This is a genomic window from Myxococcus sp. RHSTA-1-4 (assembly GCF_020037125.1).
GTDB lineage: Bacteria > Myxococcota > Myxococcia > Myxococcales > Myxococcaceae > Myxococcus.
This window is the reverse complement of record NZ_JAIQDG010000002.1, coordinates 297,489-309,646: the sequence shown is the minus strand read 5'-3', so window position 1 is coordinate 309,646 and position 12,158 is coordinate 297,489. Positions and strand designations below refer to the sequence as shown.

The 12,158-nt window shown below is 72.1% G+C and carries 7 protein-coding genes; 2 read left to right on the top strand and 5 right to left on the bottom strand.

Annotated elements, in window-relative coordinates; translation table 11 throughout:
* Positions 1 to 52: 52 nt before the first annotated feature.
* Positions 53 to 1,282 carry a PKD domain-containing protein gene (locus K8638_RS04755; RefSeq protein WP_223753196.1) on the bottom strand — a complete coding sequence of 410 codons (1,230 nt, stop codon included), beginning with the start codon at positions 1,280 to 1,282 and terminating at the stop codon, positions 53 to 55.
* Between the two features lie 77 nt (positions 1,283 to 1,359).
* The gene (locus K8638_RS04750; protein WP_223753195.1) at positions 1,360 to 2,160 is read right to left on the bottom strand and encodes a hypothetical protein; all 801 of its coding nucleotides are present in this window, start codon (positions 2,158 to 2,160) and stop codon (positions 1,360 to 1,362) included.
* A 242-nt stretch (positions 2,161 to 2,402) separates the two neighbouring features.
* Here K8638_RS04750 and K8638_RS04745 point away from each other — a divergent pair, with 242 nt between their 5' ends.
* Positions 2,403 to 3,305 carry an alpha/beta fold hydrolase gene (locus tag K8638_RS04745; RefSeq protein ID WP_223753194.1) on the top strand — a complete coding sequence of 301 codons (903 nt, stop codon included), beginning with the start codon at positions 2,403 to 2,405 and terminating at the stop codon, positions 3,303 to 3,305.
* 9 nt (positions 3,306 to 3,314) lie between these two features.
* Here the strand turns inward: K8638_RS04745 and K8638_RS04740 are convergent, their stop codons facing one another.
* The gene (locus tag K8638_RS04740; protein WP_223753193.1) at positions 3,315 to 5,129 is read right to left on the bottom strand and encodes a DUF885 family protein; all 1,815 of its coding nucleotides are present in this window, start codon (positions 5,127 to 5,129) and stop codon (positions 3,315 to 3,317) included.
* 174 nt (positions 5,130 to 5,303) lie between these two features.
* Here K8638_RS04740 and K8638_RS04735 point away from each other — a divergent pair, with 174 nt between their 5' ends.
* Positions 5,304 to 6,359, top strand: a complete 1,056-nt coding sequence (locus tag K8638_RS04735; RefSeq protein ID WP_223753192.1) for a hypothetical protein — start codon at positions 5,304 to 5,306, stop codon at positions 6,357 to 6,359.
* Positions 6,360 to 6,570: 211 nt separating this feature from the next.
* Here K8638_RS04735 and ptsP read toward each other — a convergent pair whose 3' ends face one another.
* Positions 6,571 to 9,072 (bottom strand): phosphoenolpyruvate--protein phosphotransferase, encoded by a 2,502-nt coding sequence (ptsP, locus tag K8638_RS04730; RefSeq protein ID WP_223753191.1) that lies wholly within the window; start codon positions 9,070 to 9,072, stop codon positions 6,571 to 6,573.
* Between the two features lie 9 nt (positions 9,073 to 9,081).
* The gene (locus K8638_RS04725) at positions 9,082 to 12,033 is read right to left on the bottom strand and encodes a DEAD/DEAH box helicase (RefSeq protein ID WP_223753190.1); all 2,952 of its coding nucleotides are present in this window, start codon (positions 12,031 to 12,033) and stop codon (positions 9,082 to 9,084) included.
* Between the last annotated feature and the right edge of the window lie 125 nt (positions 12,034 to 12,158).

The following is a 12,158-nucleotide window of genomic DNA, read 5'->3' as shown; positions in this document are numbered from 1 at the left end:
CCTCGCCCCTCCACGCCCGCGAGGGAATGGGAACGGCACGGAGCCCCGAGCGCTACGGGTACTTGGGCGGCGGCCGGTCCGGAGTACCGGCCGCCACCGGCATGGCCCTCCGCTTGAAGGAGGCCCACGACAGGACCACCTCCCGGCCCGTCGCGTCGCGCCCGTGGAGCGTGTCCACCACCTGCTTGACCTCCGGCGACACCTCGGACGCGCGCACGGTGACGTGCCCCCGGAAGCCACCGCGCTCCAGTTCCTCCTCCACCGTGATGACCTCGCGCCACGCGTGGGTGGCGGCCTCCACCTGGTCATCCCAGCGCAGGGTGACGCGCTCGACGTGCTCCCACGTGACGGCACTTCCCTCCGGGACCTGGACCTTCACCTCGCTCCGCCAGCCTTCGCCACCAGCGGCCTCCTGCCCCCGGGCAACCTCCAGCGAGGCCAGGGGCGGTGTGTCCGGAGGCGGCTGTCCCCGGACCAGCACGGAGGCCGTGGCGGCCAGCGACTCTCCCTTGCTGCTCAGCGCCAGCAGCCCCACCGTGAAGCCACGGATGTCCCCCGCGCCCAGCGCCCGCGTGTCGTAGGTATGTGAGACCAGGGGCCCGGTGGTCGCGGCCGAACTCCCATCACCGAAGTCCCACGTGTACGCGGAGAGGGGCCCTGCTCCCGCCGACACCGCGCGGAAGACGAACTCCCCCTGTCCCCGCTGGGAGACCTCGACACGGAGCGAGTCCGCCTCCTGCCCCTCGCCCCTGCCGCACGAGCGCACATCGATGAGGACGACCTGCTCCGCCAGCACGCCCACGCGCCGGCCCCCCAGGTCCCTGCACACCTGGAAGCGCACGAAGTACCGGCCCGGCGTGGGGGGCGCACGCCACTGGAGCCGGGAGCCGGGCTGGAGCTCCGCTCCTCCCTCGAAGCCCGGCCACACCCAGCGCCGCACCGCGTCGGGCTCCAGAGCCCCTCCCACGCGAGCGGACAGAATCATCGGCTCGCCCGTACACACCCATGGGCGGTTCGCGTCGATGCCCTCGATGACGGCACGGGGCTCCAGCAGGACCCGCTCCTCGTTCAGGGCGGCGGAGAGCGCCTCACCGGAGGCCTCCGGAGGAACGGGCTCGGAGGCCATGGGCGAGCGCTCCATGAGCGCCACCGATTCCAGCTCCGAAGCCGCCTCCGACGCGTGCTGGCTCGTCGCCACGACGGTGCCCAGGCTGGTGGGCCGGGGCGGCGCCGCGTCCTCCTCGGGGACCACCATGGCCCCGCCGAGAACCAGCAGCACCATGCCGGCGGACAGCGCGAGGAGTGTACGAACGCGGACCCTGTGACGGCGGCCCGGGGGAGCATCAGAAAGCATGAGGCTTAGAAACCGAAGTCGTTGAGGTGCCGCCGGTAGCCCTGGGAGTTGGGCCGATACCACTGATCATCCCAGCCCTTGAAGTCGACGTCATCGAGCAACCGCTCGGTCTTCCCGTTGAGGAGGACCTGGTTGATCAATGGCACGGCCGTGGAGCCGACGTTGCGAGAGCTCAGCCGGCTGCTCGTGTCCAGGTACTGGGCCGCATAACGGCTGCAGTAGTCCTGGAGGAAGCAGCCCCGGTCGCAGGTGGTCAGGTTGTTGTAGGTCGCGTGTTTGTCCTCGGCGACGTAGAGCGTGGGCCAACCCCGGTACGCGTTGCGTGAGTCGCTCAGGTCGTACTCGAGCTGCTCGTACGAGTACCAGGCCGACGAGTCACACGCGCTCTTCCGGTGCGCGGACAGGTAGGCCCAGTCGAGGTACCAGCTGCCCGCCGAGTAGTGCACCTCGAAGAGCTGGAACTCGGGGTCGCCGTCGTGGCCGGTGGTGACGCCGGTGTCCTCGAAGAAGGTGTCCAGGTAGAAGATGCGCAGCGTGCGGGTGGAGAAGCTGTGGCTCTTCACCGCGAAGTACGGCCGCCGCCCGTAGCCGCTCTCGCCGCTGTCGAACCAGAGCATGGGCATGAAGGCCAGCGCGACCTGGTACTCGCAGTCGTCGCTGAGGCCGTCCTGGTCCGCGTCCGTGCCGGTGCCCCAGCAGTTGTCTCCGTAGGGGATGAAGGACAAGCCCTCGGCCCGGGCCGCGGTGGCCGACAGCGAGAGGACGAGACCCAGCGACATGACGGCGGTTCGGATACCGGGGTTCACGCAGGCGCTCCGGGGGAGACGTCGAGAGAGCCCCGAAGCTACCTCACATCGCGTCCAATCCTGTCCTTCAACCCGGAGCCGTTCGACGAGGCCGCGTCCTGGCTCGAGGCCCAGCGGGCCTTCTGGCCTTCCCGGCTGGATGACCTCGGCGCCGGCAGCCAGGAACGTCCGGTGGGTGCGTATGAGGAAGCAGGGCGGGCCCTCGATGCGCGCGCCTCTTCATCGCTCCGACAGGTGCCGCCATGACGCCCTCCTCCGCCCCGAAGCCGTCCCTCGTCACCACCGCGCTCGTGCCCTCCTGTGAGCTCGCCGAGCCCCACCCCGTGCGACGGCACACCGTGAAGGGCGCCGGAGGGGTGGACCTGAACGTGGTGGAGACCGGCAACCCCGAGGGCCCGGCCGTGCTCTTCGTCCACGGCTTCTGCCAGTCACACCAGGCCTGGTGGTACCAGCTCCAGAGCGAGCTGGCGCGGGACTTCCGCCTCGTGGCGATGGACCTGCGCGGCCATGGTGACTCGGACAAGCCCGAGGGGGCCTATGCCGACAGCCGCCAGTGGGCCGGAGACGTGGACTCCGTGATGACCACCCTGCGCCTCCACCGCCCGGTGCTGGCGGGCTGGTCCTACGGGGGCGTGGTCGTCACGGACTACCTGCGCCACTTCGGAGATGCGCGGGTGGCCGGCGTGCACTTCGTCGGCGCGCTCACGCGCGTGGGCCGGCCGGAGTTCTTCGCGGACTTCGGGCCCGGGTTCCTCCAGCTCATCCCCCGGCTCCTCGGCCAGGACGGCGACGGGGGCCTCCGCGCGCTCGCGGCCTTCGTGAGCCTCCTCTCCCACCAGCCCATGACGGAGGACCGGCGGGAGGAGATGGTCGCCTACAACACCCGGGTTCCCCTCCATGTGCGCGTGGGCATCGGCCAGCGGGTGGAGGACGGCGACGACGTGCTGCCAGCCCTGAAGGTCCCCGTGCTCATCACCCACGGACTGGCGGACCCGGTGGTGCTGCCTGCCACCAGCCGGCACATCGCCTCACGGGTGCCGGGCGCGGAGCTGTCCCTCTACCCGGACGTGGGACACTCGCCCTTCTCCGAGGACACGACGCGCTTCAACCAGGAGCTCGCCAGCTTCGTGGTGCGCTGCGGCTAGTCTGGCGGCTCAGGGGGCCCGCGCTCCGGGCGCGGCCTTCCTCGCGGCCACCCACGCCTGGAGCTTCGTCTCCAGCACGTCCAGCGGCAGGGAGCCGTCGAGCAGCACCGCGTCGTGGAACTCGCGGACGTCGAAGCGGGAGCCCAGCTCCTGCTCGGCGCGCGTGCGCAGCTCGCGAATCTTGAGCTGGCCAATCTTGTAGGCCAGCGCCTGTCCCGGCCACGCGATGTAGCGGTCAATCTCGTTGGTGGTGTCCAGCTCCTGGCGCGGCGAGTTCTCCATGAAGAAGTCGAGCGCCTGCTGGCGCGTCCACCGCTTCGCGTGCATGCCCGTGTCCACCACCAGCCGGACGGCGCGCCACATGTCGTACGCGAGCTGGCCGAACTTGTCGTACGGGTCTTCGTACAGCCCCAGCTCATCGCCCAGCGTCTCGCAGTACAGCGCCCAGCCCTCGCCGTAGGCCACGTGGTAGCCGAAGCGCCGGAAGTCGGGGATGCCGGTCTGCTCCGCGGCCAGCGACGTCTGGAGGTGGTGGCCGGGCACCGCCTCGTGCAGCGTGAGGGGGACCATCTCCCACCGGGGCCGCGTCTCCGGGCGGTAGAGGTTCACCAGGTACGTGCCGGGGCGCGAGCCGTCCGGCGCGCCGGGGTAGTAGAAGCCCGTCGTCGCGTCCGGGGCCATGGCCTCCGGGGTCGGCTCCACGCCGTACGGCTGCCGGGGCAGCGTCTTGAACAGCCGCACCAGCAGCGGGTCGATGCGCTTGGAGAGGCTGCGGTAGCGCGTCAGCAGCTCGTCGCCGGTGCGGTAGTAGAAGCGCGGGTCCGCGCGCAGGAAGCGGAAGAACTCCGCCAGCGAGCCCTGGAAGCCCGTCTTCGACTTCACCGCCTCCATCTCCGCGCGGATGCGCTTCACCTCGGACAGCCCCAGCGCGTGAATCTCGTCCGGCGTCAGCGGCGTCGTCGTGTACTTGCGGGCGAGGAAGGCGTACAGCTCCGCGCCCTCCGGGAGCTGCCAGATGCCCACCTGCTCCGGGCCCCGGGGGACGTACTCCTCGACGAGGAACTGGTGGTAGCGCTTCAGCGCGGGCAGCACGCCCTGGGTGATGGCGGCGCGGCCCGCGGCGGCCAGCCGCTGCTGCTCGGCGGCGGGAATGCTGGCGGGGAACCGTCCGAAGGGGGCGTGGAAGCCACTCTTCGCGGGGTCGTCCACGAGCTGCTTCTCCACCTGGGAAGGCATCCGCCGCAGGATGGCCTGGGGGTGGACGCGGCCCTGACGCAGGCCCTCGCGCATCAGCGCGATGACCTGGTCCACGTACGTGCCGAACCCCTTCAGCCGGGTTATCCAGTCCTCGTAGTCCTGGACACTCTCGAAGCGCAGCGTGTCCGCGAGCTGGTACGCCGTCTGGACGCCCGGCGGCTGCTTGATTCCCTCGGGGATGCCGCCCAGGTGGTTCGCTGGGAGCAGGTACCCCTTGAACCGGTGCTCCTCGGCCCACAGCGCGTAGTCGCGGAGGAACAGGTCGTAGTTGAGCTGGTCCGCGACGGAGAGCTTCGCCCGGTCCAGCTTCTTCAACCGCGCGACGACCTGGAGGTTGTGCTGATGGTCCGCCTCGATGGCCTCGAGGCTCAGGTCATCCCAGCGGCCGTTCCACCTGCGGTCACCCGCCACGGACGCGTACGTCGGGCTGTGCTCCAACTGGTACTGCCACTCGCGCTGGATGAGCGAGTGCAGCGCGGCGGCGGGAGACTCCGGCTTCCCGGCTTCGGCGGTGTCAGGCAGCATCGCGATGGACCCCATGGCGAACAGAAGGATGGCGCGGAGCATGGCCCTCCTTTGCATCGTCCGCCGCACGAATCCACCGCCCGAGCGTCCTGTCCGGGACACCTGGCCTCCCCACGAGAGCGTCCGGACACATGGAACCGGCGCCATCGGTCATCGGGAGGATGCGGCGCGTCAAGACTCAACTTTCCGGGATTCCGCGCGATAATCCCATCAGCCATGAGTGTTCGAATCGATAGCCGCCCGACGCAGCTCCCTCGCATCGACGCCCCCACCCCGGCCTCCGCGCCCGCGCCGGCCGCTCCGGCGCCAGAGCAGGCGCCCGCCAGCGCACCGGATGCCTTCGGCGACACGCCCCTGGCCGAGCGGGGGCGCGCCTTCGCCGCGCAGTACTCCGGCGCCCCCGCCGCCTCCGCCGCCACGCCGGTCTCGGGCCCCGCGGCCGCCGACGACGCACGTATCCGCCAGGAAATCGGGACCGCGGTGGACCGGGCGCTCGACCGGTTCCCCGGGACCATCAGCCCCGAGACACGCGAGCGCATCCGCACGGCCGTCGTCGACCAGGCGGCCTCCACCGCGGCCGCTCTCGGGCTGCCGTTGAGCCGGCTGAACAAAATCGAGATTGGCTTCAACCTCAACGGCTCCGTGGTCAACGGCAGCCTGTCGGCCCAGGTCTACCCCTATCCCTCGGGAGGCCCTTCCTGGAGCGCCGCGCTGGGCGTCAGCACTCCGGCCACCCCGGGGGCGTCCCTCTCGGTGGCGTTCGGGTTCGAGGGAGCCCCGCCCCTGCTGGGGCAGGGCACCGCCATCAACGGGCGTATGTCGGCCGACCTCCCCTTCGTGGGAGGGGTCACCATCAAGGGGGGCACGGACGGCACGCTGACCGTCGAGAGGGACCTGCTCAGCACGACCGACATCCTGGGACTCCCGAGCATCCCCAACGCGGGCATCGAGCTCAACGTGCCGCTGGAGGACATGATGGCCCAGGCCCAGCGCCTGACGGGCACCGACCGCACGTCTCTCACGCAGCAGGCCACGCGCATCACCTCGGACGCGCACGCGAGGTCCGAGGCGCAGTACCGGCAGCGCCAGGGCGCCATCAACGCGGAGTACGACGCCCGCATGCGCGCCGCGGGCTCTCCGGAGCTGCGCAGCATCATCGACCGGGAGCGCAACGCGCGGCTCGCGGACCTGCAGCGCCAGCAGAACGCGGCCTACGACGTCATCGAGCGGATGCACCGCCAGATGCTGGAGAACATCGGCGCGCCCCGTTGACGGGCCCTGGCGTGGGGAGCGCCTTCAAGGGCTCCCCGGCACCGGCTCCTCCGGCAGCGGGCGCATGACTCCGGCGAGGAACGCGGCGACGTTGATGGCCTTGCCGCCGGCCGTGCGCGATTCACGGCGCCCGCCGTGAAGCCCGGACAGTCGAGCGTGTGGTCGATGGCGGAGTTCAGGCTGACGGTGACGATGCCGGGCCTCGCCGGAGTCATGCACCCTCCCCTGTCCTGGCCAGCAGCTCCCGCACCAGGGCCCGCACCTCCGCCGCGTCGCCACAGGCGAGCGCCCGGCGCGCGAGCGCCTCCGCGTCCGCCATGGAGACACTCCGCAGCAGCGCCTTGATGGAGGGGATGGTGGGGATGGCCACGCTCAGCTCGGTGACGCCCAGCCCGGCGAGGGTGAGGGCACCCGCCGGGTCTCCCGCGACGCCGCCACAGGCCCCCACCCAGATGCCCGCGCTCCGCGCGCCCCGCACCGTGAGCTCCACCATGCGAAGCACGGCCGGGTGCACGCCGTCCGCCTGCGGCGCCAGGACGGGGTGCTCGCGGTCCATCGCCAGCGTGTACTGCGTGAGGTCGTTGGTGCCGATGGAGAAGAACGACACCTCCCGGGCGAGCTGCTCGGCCAGCATCACCGCGGAGGGCACCTCAATCATGATGCCCGTCTCCACCGGCTTCGCGCCCACCTCGCGCCGCACGTCCTCGGTGATGGCCCTCGCCCGGCGCAGCTCGGCGACCGTGGCCACCATGGGGTACATGATGCGCACCGGCCCTTCGAGCGACGCGCGCAGGATGGCGCGGAGCTGCGTGCGGAACAGGTCCTCCCGCTCGAAGCACAGGCGGATGCCGCGCACGCCGAGGAACGGGTTGGCCTCGGCCGGCAGCGACAGGTAGGGCACCTGCTTGTCGCCGCCGATGTCCAGCGTGCGGAGGATGATGGGCAGTCCGTTCAGGGCCCGGACCATCTTCCGGTAGGCCTCGTACTGCTCTTCCTCGCCCGGCGGGTCCTCGCGCTGGAGGAAGAGGAACTCCGTGCGCATCAGCCCCACGCCCTCGCCGCCCGCGTTCACCGCCTTCTCCGCGTCGCTGGCGGAGCCGATGTTCGCGGCCACCTCCACCCGGCGCCCGTCGCGGGTCATCGCCGGCTTGTAGCGGTCCAGCGTCTCCGCCTCCCGCTGCCCGCGGACGCGCTCGCGCCGGGTGGCCGCCCGCTCCAGGTCCCTCGCGGAGGGACGGGCGACGAGGACGCCGGCCTCCCCGTCGAGGATGCACTCCTGCCCGTTGGGCACGTCCAGCACCGACGGCCCCGCGGCGACCACGGCGGGGATGTCCAGCGAGCGGGCGATGATGGCCGTGTGTGAGGTGGCCCCGCCTCCGGCGGTGCACAGCCCCAGCACCATCGCCGGGTCCAGCTTCGCGGTGTCGGACGGCGCCAGGTCCTCGGCCAGCAGCACCACGGGATGGTCCGGCAGCGTCGCCGCGCCCTCCACCACGTCCGCCAGGAAGCGCAGCACGCGCCGGCCCACGTCGCGCAAATCTCCCGCGCGCGCGGCGAGCAGCGGGTCCGGAAGGCGCGCGAGCACCTCGGCCCGCTCCTCGTAGACCCGGCGCCACGCCCAGCCGGCGCTGGCCCCGGTCTCCACGTGGCGGTGCGCCTCGGCCACCATGTCCGGGTCGTCGAGCAACTCCTGGTGGGCCTTGAAGATGGCGGCCCGGGCGGCCCCGGCCTTCTTCAGGAACTCCTGGTGGAGGTTGTGGAGGTCCGCGGTGGCGCCGGCCAGCGCCTGGTCCAGCCGGTGGCGCTCGCGAGCCGGGTCGAGCGCCCGCTCCGCCACCACCAGGCGCTCGTGCTGGAAGGCCCACACGCGGCCCGTGGCGATACCGGGCGAGGCGGAGATGCCGGCCACGAGCGGCCCCTCATAGTCGAGCCGCACGGCCGGCTTCGGAGCCGGCACGGGAGCGGGGGGCGCCGCCACCTCCTCGTCCAGCCCCGCGTCGAAGGCCGCGCGGATGGCGGTCAGCGCCGCCCGCGCGTCCTCGCCCGTGGCGGTGATGGTCAGCGTCGAGCCCCCCACCGCGCCCAGCGAGAGGAGCGTCACCAGGCTCTTCCCGTTCGCGGACCGGCCCCCGTGCAGGACGGTGATGTCCGCGCGGAAGCGCTTGGTGACCTCGACCAGCGCGGTGGCCGGCCGCGCGTGCAGGCCATGGGGCACCGGAGAGGTGACCTGGATGAAGGGGCCCGTGACGGGAGGAGGCTCGGCCGCGGCGGGCTCCGGCGCGGCGGAGGCCCCGTTGAGCGCGACGACGATGTCACCCGGGTCCGTCGTCCGGGCCAGCGCCTCGGCCTTCACCGCGTCCCCGAGCACGCCCGTGAGGTTGGCCAGCACCTGGAGGTGCTCATCCGACCGGGCGGCGATGCCGACCACCACGCGGGCGTGGCCGTCCCCGCTCCACTCCACGCCCCGCGGGAACTGGACGACGACCACCCCGGTCGCCCGCACCTGGTCGCGCGCGTCGGGCGTGCCATGGGGAATGGCGATGCCGTTGCCGAGGTACGTCGCGGAGACGCTCTCACGGCGGAGCATGCTGTCGACGTAGCCGGGCTCGATGAAGCCGGCGTCGACCATCGTCTGTCCGACGATTCGAATCGCCTCCGCCTTGCTCGCGGCGGCCTGTCCCAACCGGACGTGAGACCGGGTCAATGTCAGCATTCACGCTCCTCAGGAGAACAGCTCGAGCAGGTCCTCGCGGGTGATGGCGGTGGCGGCGGACGCCTCGCTCAGGGCCGCCTCGAAGATGGCGCGCTTCTTCTCCTGGAGGCCCAGGATGCGCTCCTCCACCGTGCCCTGCGACACCAACCGGTACACCATCACCGTCCGCTCCTGCCCGATGCGGTGGGCGCGGTCCGCCGCCTGCGCCTCCGCGGCGGGGTTCCACCACGGGTCCACCAGGAACACGTGGTCCGCCGCCGTGAGGTTGAGGCCCGTGCCGCCGGCCTTGAGCGACATCAACAGCACCGGCGCGCCCTCCGGTGACTGGAAGCGCGAGGTGACCTCGCCACGGTTGACGGTGGTGCCGTCCAGGCGCTCGTAGGCGATGCCGGCCTGCTTCATGTGCGGCTCGATGAGGTCCAGCAGCGACGTCCACTGCGAGAACACCAGCGCCTTGTGGCCCTCCGACACCGCGGTGTCGAGCGCGTCCACCAGCGTCTGCACCTTCGACGACGTGTTGGCCCGCTGCCCCGGCACGAGCGCCGGGTGGCACGCCGCCTGCCGCAGCCGGAGCAACGCCTCCAGCGCCTTCAGCACGCTGCCGCCCTCGTTGAGCAGGGCGACCACTTCCTTCCGCGTCGCCGCCATCACCGCGTCGTAGACGCTGCGCTCGCGCTCGTCCAACTGCACGTGCATGACGTTCTCGATGCGCGGCGGAAGCTCGGGCGCCACGTCGCGCTTGAGACGCCGGAGGACGAACGGGCGGATGCGGCGGCGCAGCCCCTCCGCGGCCTCGGGCCGCCCCTCGGAGATGGGCCGGGCCACCTTGTCGTCGAAGTGCCTGCGCCCTCCGAGCAGGCCCGGGTTGGTGAAGTGCATCAGGCTCCAGAGCTCCTCCAGCCGGTTCTCCAGCGGGGTGCCGCTCAGCGCCAGCCGGAAGCCGGCCTTGAGCCCGAAGGCCGCGCGCGCCACCTGGCTCTCCGGGTTCTTGATGGCCTGCGCCTCGTCCAGGACGACGGCGTCCCAGGTGTTCACCCCGAGCACGGCCGCGTCCAGCCGGAGGATGGCGTACGTGGTGAGCGTCACGTCGGCGGCCGAATCCAGCGCGCGGCCGGGCCCGTGGTACACGGAGACCTTGAGCGACGGGCGGAAGCGCTTCAGCTCCGCGGCCCAGTTGGGCAGCACGCTGGTGGGACACACCACGAGCGTGCGAGGCCCCAGCACGCAAATCGTCTGGAGCGTCTTTCCGAGGCCCATGTCGTCGGCCAGGATTCCGCCCAGCCCCGCCCCGCGCAGGAAGCCCAGCCAGCTCACGCCCTGGAGCTGGTACTGGCGCAGCGTCGCGGTGAGGTCCGGCGGGAGCACCGGGGGCGGCAGCTTCTCGAAGCCGGCGATGAGCGGCGCCAGCCGGTCCAGCCCCGGAGGCGGCGGCTGCTCCAGCGTCTCGCACAGCGCCGACAGCTCCGGCAGGGCGTGGTTGGACACCTTGCCATCCGCCTGCCGTGCGGCCAGCAGGTCCGCCACGCGCTGGCCATGCTTGTCCAGCCACGCCCGGGGCAGCGGCGCCCACCCGCCCCCATCCAGCGGCACGAGCCCCAGCCCCTCCGTCCACGCGCGGATGACGGCGGCCGCGTCCACGGACTTCACCTCGCCCTTGGCGCCCTCCACCTGGAACTCCAGCGTGAAACGCACGTCGGGGATGCCCTGCGCCGTGACGGCGGACTGCACCTGGAGCGACGGCCGCAGCTTCACGTCCGGGCTCACCACGCCCGCCGCGTCTCCGGCGAGGTCGCCGCGCCAGCGCCGCAGCTTGTCCGCCCAGCGCACCATCTCCTGGCCCTGCACCGTCAGCCGGCGGCCGGGCACGAGGTTCAGCTCGTCGCGGAGCTGGTGGATGAGGCGCTGCTCGGCGGCCTCGTCACGCAGCGGCACCGCGCCGCGCAGGTACGTCATGCGGCCGTTGTCGATGCGCACCGTGGGCGGCGCGCCGTAGACGAGCGTGGGCAGGACGGACAGGCCCGACTCGAGCTGGTTCAGCTCCAGCAGGATGCGCGGCTTCAGCTCGCGGTCCAGCGGCGGCAGGCGCCTGCTGCGCATGTCCACCGGCATGCGGCGGGCCAGCTCGGGGAGAATCTTCGAGGACAGCTCGCCCATCTGCTCGGGCGCGTAGGTGCGGACGATGGGCAGGCTCTGAAGCCACGCGCCCGTCATCGCCGTCTCGCCCAGGCGGGCCAGCGCGTCACCGAGCAGCGCGACGCCCGGGCTCACCACCTCCTGGATGCGGGCGTCCTTCGTCACCGTCACCACGAGCTGCCCGCTCCGGTCCTCCACCACCGCGCGGGGCACGACGACCTCGTCCGACACGGCCACGGGGCGCCCGTCGAGCAGGACGTTGCGCGCGTTCTCCAGCACCTTGAGCACCGCCTCCAGCGTCTCCGGGGCCAGCGTGCCGCGCGTGCGGCGCTGCTCCAGGATGCGGTCCGCGAGGAGGTCCGCCTGCTCCACCTGCAACGTCGCGGCCTTCGCGGGCTGGGCCACCAGCGAGGCGAGGCTGCCCTCCAGCGGCTCCTCCTTCCCGTCCGCGTGCGCGAGCGCCCGGTGGAGCGCCAGCCCGCCATCCGCGCGGGTGAAGTGGTACACGACGCGCGACCAGCGCGTGGCCGCCATCTCCAGCGGCGTCTCCTGCTTGTCCGCCTGCTGGAGGGAGATGGCCGCCGCCACCACGTGCTCGCACGGGTCCACCTGGCTGGGGCAGTCACACTCCCAGGCGTCATCGTTCGGGTAGAGGACGACCGTGAGTGGAACCGGGCGGCCCTTGGCCCGGACCCGCAGCTCGAGCTCGCCCTCCTTCTGGGACTGGAGGACGACGGCTCCAGAGCGGGCGAGATTGACTCCGTTGGACCAGATTCCCGGCTTGGCTTCCTTCCGGACGGCTTCGAGCAGTTGCGCGGTCGCTGACATGGGGCGCTGTTTCCCTACGCCCCGGAGGTGCGCCGCGCAATGCCGTTGAGGGCGCTCCGCCGCCGGACAGGCGCCCCGCGAACACGCCGGGGCGCGCGGGGGTGGGCCCTGGAAACGGGCCAGGG

Coding starts and splice junctions, on each gene's coding strand:
- K8638_RS04740 (WP_223753193.1), bottom strand. CDS start 5,129: ATGCTCCGCGCCATCCTTCTGTTCGCCATGGGGTCCATCGCGATGCTG.
- K8638_RS04735 (WP_223753192.1), top strand. CDS start 5,304: ATGAGTGTTCGAATCGATAGCCGCCCGACGCAGCTCCCTCGCATCGAC.
- K8638_RS04755 (WP_223753196.1), bottom strand. CDS start 1,282: ATGGTGCTGCTGGTTCTCGGCGGGGCCATGGTGGTCCCCGAGGAGGAC.
- K8638_RS04745 (WP_223753194.1), top strand. CDS start 2,403: ATGACGCCCTCCTCCGCCCCGAAGCCGTCCCTCGTCACCACCGCGCTC.
- ptsP (WP_223753191.1), bottom strand. CDS start 9,072: ATGCTGACATTGACCCGGTCTCACGTCCGGTTGGGACAGGCCGCCGCG.
- K8638_RS04725 (WP_223753190.1), bottom strand. CDS start 12,033: ATGTCAGCGACCGCGCAACTGCTCGAAGCCGTCCGGAAGGAAGCCAAG.